This window comes from Murimonas intestini (assembly GCF_024622195.1).
GTDB lineage: Bacteria > Bacillota > Clostridia > Lachnospirales > Lachnospiraceae > Murimonas > Murimonas intestini.
The window spans coordinates 646,401-665,646 of sequence record NZ_JANKBI010000001.1; the positions used below are offsets into that span (position 1 = coordinate 646,401).

Sequence of the window (19,246 nt, forward strand, 5' to 3'; positions counted from 1 at the left end):
GCGTTTTTATTTCCAGAGCCTGGAAACAGCGTAAAAAGGCAGCTCTAACTCAAGTGTCCGCCTTCAAATACAGGGGCGTTGGCACGTCCTGCGATCAGCTTCCTGTGGGCTTTTCGTATCTTTTCCTGATATATGGTCAAAAGCCGGGGAAATTCTTCCCATTGTTCCAGATCTGCATTTTGGGACAGTTTTTCTTCCAGCAGGTATGCCTGGATTACCAGATGGTAATACAACTGGGAATCCATGGAACCAGAAAGACAAATTTTATCAAGAAGCTCTGTGACAGATTTGTATTTTTTCCAGAGCTGTCTCGTTGCTTTGGCGCGGTTGTAAGGAAAAAGAATGCAGTTTGCTATATATCCTGCAGCGGCGCCCGCTAAAATATAGCCAAGCCTTACCAAGAACATACCACCCACAGCCTTAATACCGAAACTGCCCATAAAGACGGCGCCCCCAAGTGCACCTATGGTTGAACAGGTAAAGGTTTCCCTGTAATCTGTAAAATAAAAAGACAAATATCCGGAAAGCATCATGGCAGCGGTACGTCCTGCCGGAGACGGAACCAGCGAATAGATCACTACAGATAATATACCGCCGGATATAGTTGCGAGAATACGTTTTTTCATCTTGACAGGTACATCGTCTGCGTAGGGCAGGGAGACAGAAGCCAGGGTAAACAGCAGCCATTTGCCGTGAGGAAGACCAAGACATTGTACTAACAGGGTGGCACAGGACAGGAGCAATGCCGTTCGTAAGGCATAGACAGCTCTGACAGGACTCAGATCAAGAGCTGCCTGAAGGCGTACCTTCAGGGAAAGAGCGGTTTTCCTGTAATGTGTTTTGTTCTGAGGGTCAGACATGTGCAGGAGTCTGTCCTGTGTATACAGCAGATTATTGTAAAACAGATGAGCTGTCTTTCCATCCTTTTCGTCAGAAAGATCAGATAAGCGGAGAGGCAGAAGCTCTTTTGTCTCACCCTGGAGAAAAGCACAGAAAGATGCAAGCCGGTCCAGAGTATACAGAAGAATGGCAGTATCACAGTCAGACAGTTGTTCTGGCAGTTCATGGACAAGGATCAGCAAATGTTCCAGTCCCCGTCCTGCGGCTACCATGGAGAAACTGGCGTCAGAGATACACAGCACCTTTTTTCTCCGTTCATATACTGTTCTCCCCAGGCGGCAGAGTTTGCGGCGTATATCTGTCAGATCCGGTTTTTCTTCAGTCTTTCCAAGCCGGTATGAAATGAGAAGACAAATATCATCCAGCATTTCTGTCAGCACATCCCTGGCCGTCTCTTCAACTCGTTTTCTTCCCATAATCCACTGATACAGCATAATGGACACAGCGCCTGCTGCCATGCCGATCATTCTTTTGGGGAGCTGCTGGGCATTTACAGGTGAAATAAATACCAGGAATAAGTAGGATAAAATATAAGGAAAATATATATGATTGGAATATTCATATGTATAGGCATACAAAATCAGTAATAATGTGATAAAATTAATGACAAAGGACAGGGGAGCAGGTAATGTACTCACCCAAAATGCGGCAAGTGCCATCCACACAAGTACAAGTGTCTGAACGATAAGGTGGCGAAAGGGCGTAGCAGTCAGGTCCCGTACCATGGATGCTGACATCATGATGGTAAAGATGACGCCCACAATGGAGTTTTCAGGGCCAAAGATGGTCTGAAAAATATTCACATAAAAAATAATAAAAATAAAACTCAGTGTGCTGAAACGGAAGTTATTTTTTATCACGTCCAGTACGTTCCACTTGCTTTTTTGCATAGATATCTGCATCTCCTTTTTTGATCCTTTTAATAATATGGTTCAATTTAACAGATCCACTTGACTAAAAATATATCTGTTATATAATAGCTTCAAGACTGTAACTTAAACATGATAGTCATATTTTATTTACTAATTTATTAGAATAACACCTTTCAATACATTTGTCAACGGGGGAAGAAGGATGAAGACTGAAAAGATATCAGAACAATTTGTACAAAATTTACTGCTTGTAATGCCTGACTGGCACTCCAAGCTAATCAAGCCGTTTAAAGATACGCTAAACCGGGAGATGAGCCTGGAGACCTACTATTGCCTGGAGACAGTGAAGAGGTGCGGGGCTATTACCATGACAAAGCTGGCCCAGGAACTGAAAGTGCCAAAACAGCAGGTGACTAAACTGACCGACAAGCTGAGTGAATATCAGTTCGTAGAACGTGTGAGTAACGACCAGGACAGAAGGTCTGTCTGGATCCGGCTTACGCCGAAGGCATCTGCATATCTGGATGAGTATTATCTGAAAAACAAGGTTTTTATACATATGCTGGAGGAACTGCTCACAGAAGAAGAGCTGCAGAGGCTGAACAATGCAGTACAAGTGCTGATCGAGATACTTCCGAAGCTGAAATAGAAAGATTTGCGTTCTAAAATAAACAGCAATAGAAAGAAGCTCTCATGAAATATCAAGTATGAAAAGTACTGTATTCCATGGGAACTTCTTATTTTATGGAAATAACTTAAAAATCTTTCCATGTTTATTTTTTACATCATGCAGCCTGTTTTGGCTCATCTTTTCATCTGTACCTCTTTTTCATATATCTGCATATCATCCATCCAATCAATACCTACACCGGCCGATTCTCTCAGACACAAATAATCCCACACGCTGTTAACAGGCAGATTTTTAAACTCCTCTGTCAGAGCCAGCCTTCTCGTCAGCTCTCCCTCCTCTTCGGCTTTGAGCAGCATTCCTGTCGGCTCCACCAGCGCTCCCAAAAGCGCTTTTCCCGCTGCCCTAAGGCCAATAATCCAGGAAGTAACCCTGTTAATCGTAGCATCAAAATAATCCAGGCCAATCCCCACATTCTTGTGGAACAACCCCTGCCTTTTTATCTCCTGCATAATATAAGAAAGCTCATCGCCCTGGATCAGGCAGTGGTCGCTGTCCCATCTGACTCCTCTGGACAGATGGAGCATAATATTATCTACAAATGGCATAATGGCGGATATCTTGTCTGCCACATTTTCCTGTGGATGATAATGTCCTGTATCCATAGTAATACCCAGGTGGTTCTGGACTGCATATGCCAGATAAAAATCATGTGACCCTACGGTAAAACATTCTGTCCCGATACTAAACACCTTGCCTTCAAGACAATCACACATATTGTCGGCGTCATATTCTGCTTCAAATATCTGATCCAGAGAATCTTTCAGACGCATCCTGTAGGCGCTTCTGTCAGCCGGCATGTCCTTTGTCCCATCCGGGACCCATGTATTATTCCGGCAGACTTCTCCCAGGCTTGCACCTATGTCATTTGCTATTTTTCTGGACATTCTGCCCGCCTGTATCCAGTACCGGCGTATCCCTTCATCCGGCGAAGCCAGAGAACACATATCCTTCATCATGGGATGCGTAAAATAAGAGCAGTTAAAGTCCATGCCTATTTTTTTCTCTCTGGCCCAGTCTATCCAGTTTTGATAATCCTCTGTGTCATATTCATTGCGTTCTTTCTTCTGTCCTGGCTCCGCATACATGCTGTGCAAATTGAGCTTATGGCGGCACGGAGAATATTTCATGGCTGTTTCCATGTCCAGACGCATCTCATCCCCATTTCTGGCCGCTCCCGGAAATCCGCCTGTCACAACATTCTCACTGTGCACGCCTTCCAGTCCTTCGAATCCTTTAACATCATCCCCCTGCCAGTTGTGGACAGATATAGGTATACTCTTAAATTCCTCTATTACCGCATCTGTATCCACTCCATAAGATGCATAGATCTCTTTCGCGTTATTATAATTATTTCTTACTACTTTTTCGTTAATATTCCCCATAGTAAAACCTCCCGTCTATAGTTTTGTAATGAAATGCTTTTCACAACAGGGTAACAATAAATCTGAAATCTTAAACCATTTTATTTCTTGAGAACAAGTGATTTACGTATTATCAGTTCGTTGTGGATCACAACGTGTTCATTCTCTTCCCTGCCGGCAAGTTTATCACACAGCAGTCTATATGTCTCCCTGGCAGCGGCGGCATAATCCTGATGCACAGTAGTCACAGAAGGATTATAATACGCTGCCATCGTCATATCATCGTATCCCACCACACCGATATCCTCAGGTACCTTATATCCATGCTGCAGAAGCGCATCCAATATTCCTATAGCAATCATATCGCTTGATGCAATAAGTACTTCCGGCATACTGTCCCTGGATATCCTGCCTATGAGCCTGTTTACCATATCTTTTGCAGTATGGAGCTTTTCCATCCTCAGCCAGCTGTCTTCCAGCGTCCAGTCCTTCTGAAGCTCCATGTTATAATTGTTTAAAGCATCCATGATTCCCCGGTAGCGGTCTATGAGATTCACCATAGTCATGGCCTCAGAAATATACCCTATTTTTGTGTATCCATTTTCCCACAAACACCTGATAAGATGATACATTGTCTCATAATTATCAAAGGAAACTGAAGGATAATCCTTATAATAACGGTCAGCAAAGACCGTAATGATATTTGCCTTGTCCAGTCTCTCTATTAAATTTTCATCCTGGCTGCCGCCCAAAAATATTACACCGTCAACACGGCTTCTTATCAGAGTATCCACTCCCCGCTCTTCCCGCTCTTTCTTGTACCCGAAATCTATCAGGGATGCAGAAACCTCATCTTCCCCGGCGAGCTTAATCAGGCAGGCTGCATACTTGGCATAAAATTCATTTGTAAGATCAGGAACAATAATCCCAATAGTATTTGTTCTGCTGTGTCTAAGTCCCCTGGCAAGGGCATTCGGCGTATAGTTGAGTTCCTCAATGACCTTTTGGACCCTGGCCTTTGTCTCATCTGAAATAGGCGCAGTCCCATTAATTACGTGAGATACTGTGGACAGAGCCACTCCTGACTTTTTTGCCACCTCATTCATCGTCGGCTTATGGACCGAACCCTTCTTTTGCGTTATGTTCAATTTCCCACCCTCTTTACTACATGTTTCTGTAAGTATACCATAGTTTTTCCAACCTTAAAAGATAAACTATGGTAATAGGGCAGGCTCTTTCTTTACTCTTTATCTTCCCCCATAAATATCTGTTCCAGAAAAGAAGCAGCAGCCAGCGGCCATATCTCCGCCTCCTTACTTACCTTCCTTTCATCACATATATCCGCACCGTCCTTTCCCAATACATTTAGTACCTCCTGCGGTACTTCTCTGCCTTCTCTTACCGCCTGTATATAATAATTTTCCAGCTGTTCCAGTACATATCCGGGCTGGCACTGCCCTTTTGCCCATACCTGATCCGCCAGAGAAAGTCCGTGTTTTCCACCTGAAAATATGTGCAGCGCGCAGCGGATATGGTTTCTTCTGCATGCTTCTGCGTATAGTTCACTGTTCTCCGGCGCCACTCTGTCATCTGCCGCCGTAGTCCATATAAAGCATGGCGGAGTATCACTGTTTACATGTTTTTCAAGCGACATATATTGATATTCTTCCTGTGAGGCACCCTTCCCAAGCAAAGCTGTGAAGGATTCTTCATCCTTATATTTTCCAGCTGAAATTACCGGGTAGCAGAGTACCGCTGCATCAGGACGGTTTGAAATCCCGCTGTACTTGCCAGACAGATCTTCTATATCACCATGGTGAACACAGAGGCTGGCACATAAATGCCCACCTGCTGAAAATCCACATACCACTATCTGCCCCGTCAGTACATGGAATCTGTCGGAATGCAGTCTAATATACCGTACTGCCCTCGAAATATCAAAAAGAGGCTGTTTCATCAATGGAGACTCCATAAAATAATCAGTCGTATACGTCAGCACAAAAGCCTGATATCCTGACTCGTAAAATTTCAGCGCAGCAAGTTCTCCCTCTGATGGTACAACTGCCCTGTATCCTCCGCCTGGAACAACTATCATGCACGGACGTTCCTGATTATCTTCATGAAAATACCCTGTTATTTTAGGAATAAATCCAAAAGACTTTTCATAACTGTATTCTTCCTTCTCCCAAATACGGAATGTCTCTATTACCACCTTTCGTTCCTCCTTTGATTTTAATAAATCCCGGCTGTTTATCAATGGGGCTTTATAACTTTCACCTCAGGTTTTTCCAGCATCCCCTGTTCATACAGCACATATTTCCCGGACCAGTTATTGCCTTCTGTCAGGAAACTGGCAGGTTCCACATATGGCTGTTCCCGTGGAAACTGATGCAGCGGCCCAAAAGTATTTCTTCTTCCAAATACGATCTGGATCCCCCAAAGGTCTTCCACACAGCCCTCGAAGGGCTCAAATCCCAGTATCACCTCCTGTTTCCCACGAAGAATTGCGCATGCGCCCCTAAAATCTGCCATCCTTACCTGTGAGATACCCTGCACTTCAGTAAATCTGTAAGTTATTTTTCCTGAATAAAATGGAAATCCCTGATTACTGATATCTCCGGTACTGACTTTATCCGGCAGGCCAATGATAACAGGAAGGCTGCCCTCTTCCAGCCTTACCCCAAAATCTCCAAGCAGCCAGACAGACTCTATGCCGCTGTGTCTGTCGTAGTCCATGGTCAGAACTATGCTGTTGCCGCCCACTATCAGATATTCCTTGGGAATCTTAAGACGGGCAAAGCATGGATCGATCCAAATTCCTGAAGGACACAGGCTTATTGCTTTTCCATTTATTTCTATTCTGCGAATATGGCTGATATCCTCCACTGCCAGTTCAGCCTCACACAATATTTCCATTCTTACTGTATAACATATATCCACAGTTTCAACAGGAATCCTCCGGCATTTTTCAGTCTTGTCCTCATACCATGGCTGCCTCATCTCCCCTCCCCGGTAACACAGTCCGAGATGATCCCGGATAGCGCGGTCCGCCCTGAGAACATCCATAGGGCCAAACTCTGTCCCTTTAATTGATACTTTTGCCATGTCCAGCACACAAATATTTTTCTCAGAAAGCTCATATTGAAAGCAGTCCGGAAGTAAATATGTGCACCCCTCTTCTTTTTGGGGCTGTCTCCTTTCTCCGTCCTTTTCGTCTGAGATCAGGAAAAGTTTTTCTTCTCCCTTTGCAAAGCTGATATTTACATAAAGCTTTCCCTCTTTCTCCTTACAATTAAGCGGATACACCTGTCCGTTTCTTGCGTTCCAACACGAAGCACTCTTTCCCGCTCCCAGGCAGATGGGAACATCCCTGTACTCAGCCTCCCAGTTTTTGTTCAGCAGCATTACTTTCCTGTCATTTCCGTCCCGGTAACTGCGCGCCAAAATGTCTCTTTGTGCCTCCCCGCCTGCTGTGATCTCTGTGCCGTCCGCGCAGGCTCCTGCAATACTGTTTCTCGTAAATGGAATCCTCTTTGCAGTACCGGCCAGTTCTAAAACTTCATCGGAGCTCTCAGCATTTACATAGGAGGGCACCTTTCCTGCAAAAATAACTTCTCCTCCCTCCTCCGACAATTGCCGCAGCAGGTGCAATGTAGAACTCCGCATAGTATCCATGCCTGTGACTAATACTCTGTCATATAAACAGCAGCCGACAAGAATTTTTCCATTTTGTATTTTTCCGGCGTGCTCCAATATACCTTCATCTCCATACTCGAAATCGATGCGCGCTTCAGTCAAATACTGAAATGTATCCCGATACCGTTTTTCCAAAAGTTTTATCTCTGTATCTCTGGGATCTATGCAGTCAAATGCCCCTCCATACGCCCTTGCCCATACACTCTCTACAGGGTTTAACACCAGAAGCCTGCATTCCGGCTGCGCTCCTTCCAGAAAACAATTGATTCTGGAAAAATAATCTTCTACGTATTTATACTCACGGTACCAGGCTGACTGGAAGAAGATACTTGCCGGATAGTCTCTCTTTCCTTCCCCTTTCATGGTGTACCATGAAAGATGCTGGCATCTGAAATTAACGCCAAACAAGGCCTGCCAGTCCCCGCAGTTTTTATAATCCTGAAAACTCATCTGCCATCCGGTACACCCGTAAAGTTCTGACAGCAGCTGGTCCTTTCCCATCTGTCTGGCCGCCGAAGCGGCCTGCTTTATTATCCACCAGTTTTCATTATCCCGAAACAGTACATCAACCCCAGGTATGTCCATATATTCATAGAATCTCATCAGAGATCCCTGCATAACTGTCTGTGCTGTGAGGGTATCCTCATGAAGCACATGTCCGGTAAAAATAATATGATGTTCATTACACCATTTCTGCATTGGTACTGCATAGCTTTCTAAAAACAGTTCCTGGCAGAGCTCTATATAGTCCCACTTAACTTTTAATAATGGCTGGTCCTTTTTTCTAAAAAACAAATCAGGTAATTGTCTCTGCAGCTGATATCCGAAACGCTGTTCAAATTTTTCAAACAGACCCGGAGTATACGGAACTGCATTTTCTCTGCCATTATTAAATTCAGTAAACATGGGGTTTCTGTGAGGTTCATCTGTAAAAATACCTTTTATAGATGAACCCAGCCTTTTATTACATTTGTCATGATAAGCTTCATGTGTAATACTGATAAAATATTGTACCGCCTCAGGATTCATCGTATCCAGATATGTGGCGCCATTATAAATATCCTGCTCTTTTGCCGGCTCTTCGTAAAAGACAGCCACTGTTTCTCCTGCTCCTGCTTCTCTTCCTTTTTGAAGTTTGTAATACCTTACAAGTTCCCCATTCTCCAGCACACACGCAAATGCCATTTCATCAGGACGCATATCTCTGGCAGCGTATTCATCCTGGTTAAAGCATTCCATCACGAGAAAATGTGCCCTGTATTTCTCCGGTTCGGATGCCATTCCTCCGGCAGTGCCTGAGGGCCATCTGTCTTCATCATACAGCCAGGATTCCATTTCCTGTCTCTCACCGTAATCTGCACAGGCATTTATAAGTTCGAACCACTCTGTCCCCAGATATTCTGTCGCAAGACCTGTCCTGGAATGCATAAAATAGCCGCCGAATCCCATTTTCTTAAACACGTCTATCTGTCTTAACAGCTCTTCCTTTTCCAGTTTTCCGTTCCATGCCCAGAAAGGCTTTCCCCTGTATTTGCCTGACGGCTCCAAAAACTTACTATAATCAGCTCTCATCCCTTAACGGCCCCCACGATCATTCCCTGTACATAGTATTTCATGCAGCTGGACACCGCGATAAGCAGCGGTACTGTCCCAATCACAAATGCTGCCGCCAAAAGCCCCATATCATTGGACCCTTTTCCCGCGGCATTGTTAAAGACAATCTGACAGAATGTCTTTATTTCGTCCCCTCCCGTCATAGCCACAGTGGGCCATATGTAGTCATTATACATAGCGACTACAGATGTGATTCCTACAGTTGCCAGGATTGGCTTGGACAGAGGAAGGGCGATGTGCAGAAATGAATACCCCTCTCCTGCACCATCTATCCTGGCCGCTTCAAACATGTCCACTGGAAGTTCTCTGTAAAATGATTCAGCAAGTATGATACCGAATATCTGCTGGCCTGACACATACGGGATAATCAGAGCCCAGTATGTATTCAGCAGATGCATCCCGGAAACAATATTGTAGGTGGGGATGATCTGAAGTGTATAGGGGATCATCATAACAGCAAGAACAAGCATATACAGCACACGGCGTCCCTTAAAATCCATTTTGCCAAACGCAAACCCGGAAAGAGAGACTACAATGAGGATCAATACAAGTGATATACCGCACACCAGGATGGAGTTCATGATAGGCCGGAGTATAAATTTCCATGCCTTCATATAATTTGTCCAGTAAAAGGAACGCGGCAGCCCCCAGAAATCATTTGCAATCATCACGTGCTGTTTTACAGACATATTTAACATAATCATAATTGGAAGGAAACACAGCACAAGCAGAACTGCCAGCAATCCTCTGCTTAGGAAAACCCCCGGTCCGCTCATTCTCCTTTTTTTCATTTTCATGCGCCCTCCTTATTTCCAAAAAACTTTCTGGATGCCAGTGTCAGAATAATAATAACGATAAACAACACACAGCCGCATGCTGAAGCATAACCAAACTTTCCGTCCCCAAAGGCAATCTTGTACATATACAGTGCCGGAATCATAGTAGAGTATCCCGGGCTCCCATTCGTTGTTGCGGCCACAAGGCCGAACCCCGACAGGCTGTTTATCAGCGACAAAGTGACAATTGTATTAATATAAGGTTTCAGATTAGGGACGTGTATAAAACGTACCACCTGCATGGGTGTGGCCCCATCCACCAGCGCTGCCTCATACAGTTCTCCGCTGATCATATTGAGTCCATTGTGCATAATCAAAAAATACATGCAGGAAATAAAGGGGAAGCCAATCAATATAATACACAGCAATGCTGTAGTCTCATCATTCAGCCAGTTATGGGCCAGACTTTTCAGTCCCATCCTGCGCAGGATAGTGTTGATTCCGAAATTAGGATTATAAAGATATTTCCAGATAAAAATTGTAATAATTGTAGGAACCATCATAGGAACAACAAATAATGTTTTAATAATATTAGCCAGCTTTGAATGTTTCACAAAAAACAGAAGTTCAGAAGCCAGCAGCGGAAAAAATACGCTGTTAAAAACTGCTGCTGCAGTCAGCAGCAATTGATTGATAAATGAAGTCAGAAAAATCTTATCCTGAAATGCCCTGGCATAGTTTTCGAGCCCCACAAATGCTGATGTGGTACCATAAACTGAATCTGTAAACGATGTATAAATGGCATTTATGATAGCATAATAAGAAAAAATAACCATCAGCACCAATGTGGGCAGGATAAACAGATAGGGTAACATTTTTGACCCCAGAGACTTCTTCATTATTATTCACCTCCTTGTAACACTTCGGCGACGCCAGACAAACTGTCCTGCCGGGGTTTTTCCCCGGCAGATTATTTGCCGCCTTAAACAGGCAAATCCTGTTTGTCCGTAATGCATCATTCTTTAGGTGTATCTGCTGTGGCAGGATCCAGGTCGTATCCATTCCTGCTTATGGCATCATTCACATAATTATCATATAATCCGGACATTTCATCCATAAAGCTGTCCATATCAATTTTTTCTTCAGAAAGTTTGTTGATCAGACCGTTAAAAGCCGGCAGGTCTGCCTGCGTCACGCGTGAAAAACCAGTTACCCAGTTTCCGTCTTTAGATGGAGCTACCGGCTCAAAGCCTGCAAGAACCTGCTGCAGATTGTCACTTAAGACGACGCCTTCAATTACACATGGCCCCTGGATATAGTTACCATTATTTAAAGTCTCTTCAAAACATGTCTGTGCCCCATTTGGTGAATACCAAAATTTATAAAAGTCTTTAACACGTTCCATATGGTCTGTATCATCTTTTTTAACAATGCTCATGATATTGCCAAAATTCCAGTATCCACGTATTTTTCCAGTAAAATAATCTGGTGTGTTTTCAAAGGAGTCGATCTGGAAAGTAGCCCATTCAAATTTCATATCATCCGGAAGAGCATTTGTGTCCGCAAGGATATTTCCGGCATTATAGCTGGCCTGGAAAAGTATTGGTGCCATCTGGGATTCAAAATCAGTAATTGCCTGCGTACTGTCGGCTGAGATCCAGTTGTCCGGGAAAAAGCGTGCAATTTTCTGGAACTCTGTCCACATAGCTTTATTTTTTTCTGTGTTATATCCATTTTCCCTTGCAAAAGCCATCTCACGTTCATCACTAAACACAGTCAGCTGGTCACAATACAGATTGCCCTCATCAAACTTGAAGTCTTTATTTGCCGACATAGTGGCCTCATCCCAAAGTGCATCCCCGGGCTGGATCAATACCTGCGGATAGACATCAGCCCGGTATATGCAGTCCGCGAAGGAGTCCAGCAGACGATAGCTTTCCCCACCTGCAGACAGCGGTACATCATACCCTGCTTCCTGCAGTTTCTCGCATACGTCTGTAAGCTCTTCGAATGTTTCAGGTACTGTCAGACCATTATCTTCGAATATCCCTTTATTGTAAAAAAATGCGAACCCAATCTTATCAAATGGAAGAAATGTATTATATTTTCCGCCTGAACTGCTCAGTACAAGTGCCAAATCATCCTCTGTAAATACATCCCTCACAAGCTTGCCCTCATTATACGGATTCTCCTCGTCAAGCATTTCTGTTAAATCATAAATATATCCTTTTTCTGCTGCGATCCCCATATTATCGTTCGATACAGCCATTGCCAGAAAATTCCCATGCACTATATCAGGAGCATTGGCCCTGTCATCACTCATAGATGTCATCATTTTAGTGGTATATGCATCATTGTCAGAAATGACGTCAATTACAACCTTTGTCTCAGGATGAAGCGCCATATAATCCTCTGCCAGCTTTTTCTCCCCGGCAGTGTAAAAGTTATTGATGACAGACACCGTAACCGTATCTTCCCTGGAAGTATCCCATGCCGGGCTGCCAGATGAAGCTTTTACCTTTCCTATATCATTGACCTTCTTAGCAGCTTCTGTATATGTCTCCTGCTTTCCTGCGCCACTAAATCCTGTCAGTGTTGTTAATACCATTGTTCCCGCCAATATTCCAGTTAATAATCTGTTTTTTCTCATACCTATTCTCCTTTACTAAATCATTTTATAATCAAACGTTCCAATGAAAAGCATTTCATGATACGGTAAAAAAATATTAAATTCTTTTCTGCTTCCTAATCCCTGCAGCCCCCCTCTCTTTTATAGCCTCCAGCGCATCCAGATACGCTATTCTGCGGTGACCCTGACTATAGAGGTTACTCTACCGCTTCCTGCATGGCAGTTACGTGATCATTCTCAATAAAGGATTCTTGTTACCATCTTCTCCTCCATGGAGTTTACCCAGGTAAGCAATCCAGCATACTTACCTGCCGGTCAAACTCCAGTTTTAATATTTCAAATAAAGCCTGTACAGGCTTTACCTATTCTGTGGTAAAAATATGGATATATTATGCACTCCGGAATCCAGCTCCATAACTCTTGAGCCAATCTCTCCATCCGCCATGATTTCTCCTTCTGCTTCTGACAGTGAAAAACTGCACTTCGAGTTAAACGGAACCTTGATTTCTACCTGAATAAGCTGCTTCTGTCCATCCCGGCATATGTCTTTTTTCTCCCATGACACCTCAATCATTCCTCTAACCGTATGTACATTTCCCCGGGCCCATTTCAAGCCTATCGGGAAATATGGCCTGACCTGAAAAGTGCCAAATCCTGCTTCCAGCGGCTGGATACCCAGCAAATATTTATAAAACCAGGCACTTATCGTAGCGTACATTGGATGGTCATGAGATGCCATCTCCAGCTGCCACCCATGATCTACATATTCCCAGCGCTCCCATGCAGTCGTAGCACCCTTAGAAAGCATGTACCCCCAGCTGGGATATGTTGTCTGCGTCACCAGAGCATAGGCCAAATCTATTCTTCCATTATCCGCCAGCACCTCCGGCAAATATTTAGTACAGATATTGCCTGTTGTCAGATGCACTCTGTGGGCCTTTATATCTTTTTCCAGATTTTTCAGGACTCTCTCTCTTTCTTCCTCCAAAACCACCCCCAGATAAAGCATAAAAACATTTGCTCCCTGGCTTCCTGTTGCGTAATATCCCTTTTCCTTATTATAAAATTCTCTGTTTAAAGCTAACTTCGTCCGTTGGGCCGCACGCCCCCATTTTTCTGATTCTGAAGCTTTGCCGGTTATCAGGGCTATTTTCTCAAGCAGTTTCTGATTATAATATAGAAAACCTGTAGACATCAGGGCTATCGGTGTATTCTTAGAAACTGCCCCAGCCCCATAGCTGCTTTTATCACTTTCTGTAATAGGTGAAGCCCAGTCTCCGTAATACCCCCAGCGAACGATTCCGTTCTCCGCCGAATCCTGAAGATATTTTGTCCAGCGGGCCAGCCCCGGATAGAAGCGCTGCAGTATGCTCTTTATTCCGTAATGTTCATAAATCAGCCAGGGAAGATTTAAGTAACTGCTGCACACTGGATCCGCCGGCGCTTTGCCGCACATGAGGTAAGGGGCTGTATCCTTTATGGCTCCGGAACTCTTGCCTTGGGTATCTGCTATATCCTGGGCATACTTTCCAAAAAAACGGGCCATTTCAAAATTATATACAGCTTCCTCCGCCCTGACTGTCAAGTCATTGAGCCATCCCTGCCTCTCATCTCTCTGAGGACAGTCTGTTGGAACACCATGCAGATTATTGCTCTCTGTCTGAAAACACATCTCCTGAATCCTGTTTACAAGAGAGTCTGAACATTCAAATCGGCTCCTGACTGCCACATCTGATCTGAGTACCACAGCCTTTATATCTTCTGGCCGCAGTGCTTCCGACAGTCCCTCCACCTGTACATACCTAAATCCATGATAAGTAAACCTTGGCTGATAAACTGCCGGGTTTCCAGGGGAAATGTAGGTATCACACGCCTTTGCTTTCCTGAGATTCTTTCTGTTAGGCCTGCCTCTCCTATCCAGGATCTCTGCATGTGTGATTACAATCTTTGTACCTTCTGGTTCCCGGATATTAATCCGTACCACACCGGCAATATTGCATCCAAAATCCACCACGTCTGTCCCATCTTCCATATGCGTAACTAAAGCCGGATCTAAGATTTTGACAGCTCGTATGGGTTCCAGATCCTGCGGCTCCAGGAGCCCCTCAGGTGGTTCAGCGACAAGCGGCGTCAGCCAGCTTCCATTATGCGGGATGTGATATTCACGTGTGCTCCAGCCTGCCATCTCGTCCCTTGCATCGTAAAGCTCCCCGTCATAGATAGATTCTTCTCTTATTGGTCCGCTGCTTGTACATAACCATCCCCTGGTACTGCCGCTGCTCACTTCTGAAATGCTTCCATTTTCAAATTCCATGATCAGCCGCATTGTAAAGCAGGGATCAAGCACTTTTTTGAGACCACCGTACCAGCCATGTCCCAGAAGGATTCCTATCACATTTTTACCCTCCAGGAGCATCTCCTTCACATCATAAGCCACATAGCTAATCCTTTTATCAAAATCTGTCCATGCAGGATCCAATATATGGTCCCCTACCCTTTTTCCGTTCAAATAAGCCTCGTAGTATCCCAGCCCGCTGATAAACAGCCTGGCCCTCTTAGGAATGTTCTCAGCTATAAATTCCCTCCTGAACATGGGCGCTGAGGTACCAGCTGCTTCATGCTGCTTCAGCCACACAGCTTTCCATTCGGCGCGTTTCAGAAATCCTGTAGAAAACCTGACACGTCCGCTGCTCTGCAGATCTCCTGATATCTTAACAGATACTTCCGCCTCATAATCACAATTACTTACAAAGGGCTTTCCCTCATAGCTGACTCCTGTCTGAGTACTGCTCCAATTCCAGCCACTGTCCCAAACCAGTTCATTTTCCCCCTGTTTCCACACCTTAAGACGATATGCATCCTGCTTACCATACAATCCCCGGACTTCCCATGAAAATTCCAGCGTACCTGTAAGAGCATCCGGATACCCTTTACCATATCCGCACAGTATACACTCAGCTTGCCCTGACAGACTCCCCAATCCATTTTGCTCCATAGCATTCCTCCTTCTCTTATCAATGAAATGCTTTTCATGATTTTATCCTACGCTATATTCTATTTGTCGTCAAGAGCAGAAAACACAAAAAAAGCGAAAAGATTTTTGTGCATAATTACCTATTTTAACTCTTTAAGTATCTTTCCATATAATGTATATGCAGCTGATTGCCTGTCTGTGCAGATTGGAGATATCTATGAGTAATAAAGGCAATCAGAAATATTTAACATTAGAACAGCACATTGTTATTGAGAAAAGACTTACTGAAAATTAAAGCGGATGCAGGATATACTTCTGTACCATGTATCGTAAATCATGTAAAATGAACGATCTGTGCGCTGAAGGATGCAGTACACTTTGCAAGATGTGCAGGAAAGCAGCGCCAGTCTTTCTACAATATTTGCTGAGCAGGTATTACAATCGAAAAAAGTGTCCCGCAGGTGCCGGTATTTTCAGCCTCCAGAATCCAGCCATGTTTTTGAGACACCATACGCGCTATGGAGAGGCCGAGACCTGCACCGCCAAGTTTACGGGACCGGGAGGGATCGATACTGTAGAATGGCTCAAATATATGTTTCAGCTCATCTTCCGGTATGCCGGGACCATTGTCCGCAACCATGATGCGAAAAGTGTCCTCAGAGAGTTCCGTTGTAAGGCATATTGTACCGCTGGGTGGAGTGTACTTCATTGCATTCTCCACCAAATTGTTTATAAGCTGCTGCACAAGACGGATATTTCCCATCACTGTAATCTCCCCGGCTTTAAAAGCGCTTTCTATATGCAGTTTTTTTTCGGCATAGAGTGTCTGAAGATCATCCGCAGCCTTTAACAGCAATAAAGAAGGAACAACTTTATCACAAAGCTCAACAGGGGAATCATCGGTCAGAGCAAGCAAGCTGGTAACTACCCCCGCAAGCCTGTCTACGCTGCGTTCTGTGGCCGCAAAAAATGGAACATTTTCCGGATCATTATTTTCAAGCTGGGCTACCTGAAGACTCATTTTCATTGTTGCAAGAGGTGTTTTCAGTTCATGCGCCACATTTGAAGAAAATCGTTTTTGACTCTCAAAAGCATTTTCGAGCCGGTCAAGCATGGAATTAAATGCATTAATCAGGCTTCCAATATCATCAGGCACATCTGTCGATTCCAGACGGAAGTTCATATTACTGGCACTGACTTCGCTTGCCGCCCGGCTGAGCCGGTGTACGGGTATGAGCGCACGTCCTGCCAACAGATACGCCATCACCATGCCGAATATAACTGCACTCAATAAACAGCCAATACTGAGCAAGTTGAACTGTTGTCTCACGTCACTTTCCGCTTGCGTGATCAAGGTATCCCGGTTGGGAGTAAGTATCTTCTTTTGTGTATCTGGAATAGTCCCCGGTGCGTGCTGGGATGATGTTGTTTCTTTATCCTCACCCACAGCATTTCCTTGAGACGCCTGATCTTCTGCGATGATCTGACGTGCAACGCCACTAAAATCATATAGTCCCTGGCGGGCATTAAGCATGGAGGATAATGTAAGCAGTACAGCCACTACAGCAATGACCGCACCAGTCAGTAAGGTAATACGCATACGCAAAGTCACACGTGTTTTCATAAAGGATCCTCCGTTACCATATATCCCTGCCCTCGCAGATTGACGATATATTCACGCTCCGCACCAGCAGCGCGCAGCTTCTTTTTGATTGCATGTATATGGAGTTTTACTGTATTTGAAAATGGATCAGCCTCACTATCCCAAATATGTTCAAACAACTCTTCCGAACTCACAACAATGCCCTGTCTATTTATCAGATATTCAAATACTGCCATCTCCATCCTCGTCAGAAGTACCGGCGCGGCATCGCAGGTCAGTGTACGCGCGGCAGGATCAAACGACAGTCTGCCACATTTCACTATAGGAGCACGCTGAACAAAATCCGCACGAAGTAAAGTACGCACACGGGCATCCAGTTCCAGAAAGTCAAAGGGTTTCACTAAATAATCGTTGGCACCTGCGTCCAGGCCAAGTACACGCTCATCAATGCGGCTGCGTGCGGATAGAATCAGCACCCTCGCGGCAGGATCGCACGCACGTATGCGGCGGAGCACTTCGATTCCGTCCAGTTTTGGCAGGTTTAAGTCCAGTATTACAAGATCATATCCACCAATCCCGTAGAGATAACAGGCTTCTTCTCCATCATATGCATGTTCAACCGTGTAACCTCTTCCACGCAGCCCTCGTGCGAGCATTACAGCGAGGTCTTCCTCATCTTCTACCAGCAGTAGTTTCATCTTTGCCTCCATATGCAGTAAGGCTGGGGTACTTATGTACCCCGGCCCATTGGTAAGTTATTTGCTATTCATGTTATAGCTTATTTCCTCTCTTATAATATCGTTGCCTTCTGGTATCCACTTCTCTCCGCTGTCAGCAATGACAGCTTCATCAACGCTGTCTTCCTTTACTACTCTGGAATCATTCTCATAGTCAAATACGGTCCTATAAGATACGGCATTTCCATCCTCCGCAACTACATCTTCGGTTGGGATCTCCGCCTTTTGGTTATTAGCGGCAAACGCCATCGTTCCACCACCTGCCGCCAATGTCAATGCCAGCGCACCAGCGCCAATAGCCTTCTTCATGTTTACTTTCATGTTGTTTACTTTCATGTTGTTTACCTCCATATGATTTATTTTTGCAGAATTTTAATCTGTAAACATATCATACCACATGGATGGTTTAGATTCGGTTAGCAAAAATTATTGAAGTACCCTTGTCTGTTAAAAGCATGTTCACATCTCTGAGTAATTGTACTATGATTCAATATGTCCGTCAATCTTTGGATTAAGTCTGTCTGATCCAGAAACGTGGCATTTATTTTCATCTCCGTAACTATAATAGTTTTTATCTTCAATCTGTTCCATATAATCTGTGGGACATATTCCTGTATAGGAACGGAAAATCCTGCTGAAATGAAATTGATCGTTAAATCCTACTTTAGCAGTAATATCTTTTACAAATACTTCCGGATTCAGTTCCATCAGCTCCACAGCTCTTTTTACTCTGATGAATGTCAGATATCTGTTGAAAGATTCCTTTTTATATTTTCTGAAAAGTTTGCTTAATCCACCCATAGCTGAGGCTTTTTTCACTCTTCCATTTTCTGAAAAGATATCTGAGTTCACTTTTAAATTTATCATAACGCTATTCCAAAAGAAAGTGCTCAAGATCTGAGATCACTAAGTTCATCACCTTCTGCCCAAGTTCTGCCTCCCCATTGCATTTATCCAAGTTTAAAATCTGATTTTCACCCACAGTACTAAATGTATCCAACACTTTATACAGTTCTCTGACTCTGCTCTGAAGCTGAGCAGTGTAAAAACTGCATTTACCATAACCACGAGTAGTGTAATGTCCATCGGAACATTCTTTCTTGTAAACACCTATAATGTACCTCTCAAAGTTTCTTCCGCATAACAGTTCCTCCGGTACAAGATAAGGAAGTATTGCTGCCGATACCATAAGCCCTGCCAGGATCAGGGAACTGACAACACTCATCCTTTACCTTTTCTCCTCTGAGGACATATCCAGACATAGAGCAGGTAATAATCAAAATAATGACAGCTCCTATAGTTATCACAAAGCCATTCTTAAAAGCTGTTAGAATAATGCCATTATCAATCTAAAAATTTCTTTATAATTTTCCCAGCGAAAAACATCCGGAAG

General features: G+C 44.1%; 15 protein-coding genes. 1 reads left to right on the top strand and 14 read right to left on the bottom strand.

Annotated elements, in window-relative coordinates:
* Positions 1–44: 44 nt before the first annotated feature.
* Positions 45–1,790 carry an FUSC family protein gene (locus NSB28_RS03005; protein ID WP_109624269.1) on the bottom strand — a complete coding sequence of 582 codons (1,746 nt, stop codon included), beginning with the start codon at positions 1,788–1,790 and terminating at the stop codon, positions 45–47.
* 184 nt (positions 1,791–1,974) lie between these two features.
* Here NSB28_RS03005 and NSB28_RS03010 point away from each other — a divergent pair, with 184 nt between their 5' ends.
* Entirely contained in the window at positions 1,975–2,421 is a 447-nt protein-coding gene (locus NSB28_RS03010; protein WP_109624268.1) for a MarR family winged helix-turn-helix transcriptional regulator, read from the top strand.
* A 155-nt stretch (positions 2,422–2,576) separates the two neighbouring features.
* Here the strand turns inward: NSB28_RS03010 and NSB28_RS03015 are convergent, their stop codons facing one another.
* The 13 genes from NSB28_RS03015 to NSB28_RS03075 all read right to left on the bottom strand — a co-directional run bounded on the left by NSB28_RS03015 (position 2,577) and on the right by NSB28_RS03075 (position 19,078).
* Complete coding sequence (locus NSB28_RS03015) at positions 2,577–3,845, bottom strand: L-rhamnose isomerase (protein WP_109624267.1); 1,269 nt, start codon at positions 3,843–3,845, stop codon at positions 2,577–2,579.
* 80 nt (positions 3,846–3,925) lie between these two features.
* Positions 3,926–4,972 carry a LacI family DNA-binding transcriptional regulator gene (locus NSB28_RS03020; protein WP_257497421.1) on the bottom strand — a complete coding sequence of 349 codons (1,047 nt, stop codon included), beginning with the start codon at positions 4,970–4,972 and terminating at the stop codon, positions 3,926–3,928.
* Between the two features lie 92 nt (positions 4,973–5,064).
* Positions 5,065–6,036, bottom strand: a complete 972-nt coding sequence (locus tag NSB28_RS03025; RefSeq protein ID WP_109624265.1) for an alpha/beta hydrolase — start codon at positions 6,034–6,036, stop codon at positions 5,065–5,067.
* Between the two features lie 41 nt (positions 6,037–6,077).
* Positions 6,078–9,092, bottom strand: a complete 3,015-nt coding sequence (locus NSB28_RS03030) for a hypothetical protein (protein WP_109624264.1) — start codon at positions 9,090–9,092, stop codon at positions 6,078–6,080.
* Positions 9,089–9,925: a carbohydrate ABC transporter permease gene (locus NSB28_RS03035; RefSeq protein WP_257497422.1), complete on the bottom strand. Its 837-nt coding sequence runs from the start codon at positions 9,923–9,925 to the stop codon at positions 9,089–9,091. The genes NSB28_RS03030 and NSB28_RS03035 overlap by 4 nt, the downstream gene beginning before the upstream one ends.
* A gap of 2 nt (positions 9,926–9,927) precedes the next feature.
* Positions 9,928–10,809: a carbohydrate ABC transporter permease gene (locus NSB28_RS03040; RefSeq protein WP_109624262.1), complete on the bottom strand. Its 882-nt coding sequence runs from the start codon at positions 10,807–10,809 to the stop codon at positions 9,928–9,930.
* Positions 10,810–10,925: 116 nt separating this feature from the next.
* Positions 10,926–12,560 (bottom strand): ABC transporter substrate-binding protein, encoded by a 1,635-nt coding sequence (locus NSB28_RS03045; protein ID WP_109624261.1) that lies wholly within the window; start codon positions 12,558–12,560, stop codon positions 10,926–10,928.
* 337 nt (positions 12,561–12,897) lie between these two features.
* On the bottom strand, positions 12,898–15,534 hold the full coding sequence (locus NSB28_RS03050; protein WP_109624260.1) for an alpha-L-rhamnosidase: 2,637 nt from the start codon (positions 15,532–15,534) through the stop codon (positions 12,898–12,900).
* Between the two features lie 391 nt (positions 15,535–15,925).
* The gene (locus NSB28_RS03055; protein ID WP_109624259.1) at positions 15,926–17,137 is read right to left on the bottom strand and encodes a sensor histidine kinase; all 1,212 of its coding nucleotides are present in this window, start codon (positions 17,135–17,137) and stop codon (positions 15,926–15,928) included.
* Positions 17,134–17,814, bottom strand: coding sequence for a response regulator transcription factor (locus NSB28_RS03060; RefSeq protein ID WP_109624258.1), 681 nt, complete (start codon positions 17,812–17,814; stop codon positions 17,134–17,136). Before NSB28_RS03060 ends, NSB28_RS03055 begins: the two co-directional genes overlap by 4 nt.
* 57 nt (positions 17,815–17,871) lie before the next feature.
* Entirely contained in the window at positions 17,872–18,189 is a 318-nt protein-coding gene (locus tag NSB28_RS03065) for a hypothetical protein (protein WP_109624257.1), read from the bottom strand.
* A 144-nt stretch (positions 18,190–18,333) separates the two neighbouring features.
* Complete coding sequence (locus tag NSB28_RS03070; protein WP_109624256.1) at positions 18,334–18,720, bottom strand: helix-turn-helix domain-containing protein; 387 nt, start codon at positions 18,718–18,720, stop codon at positions 18,334–18,336.
* A 4-nt stretch (positions 18,721–18,724) separates the two neighbouring features.
* Positions 18,725–19,078 carry a hypothetical protein gene (locus tag NSB28_RS03075; protein WP_109624255.1) on the bottom strand — a complete coding sequence of 118 codons (354 nt, stop codon included), beginning with the start codon at positions 19,076–19,078 and terminating at the stop codon, positions 18,725–18,727.
* Positions 19,079–19,246 lie beyond the last annotated feature (168 nt).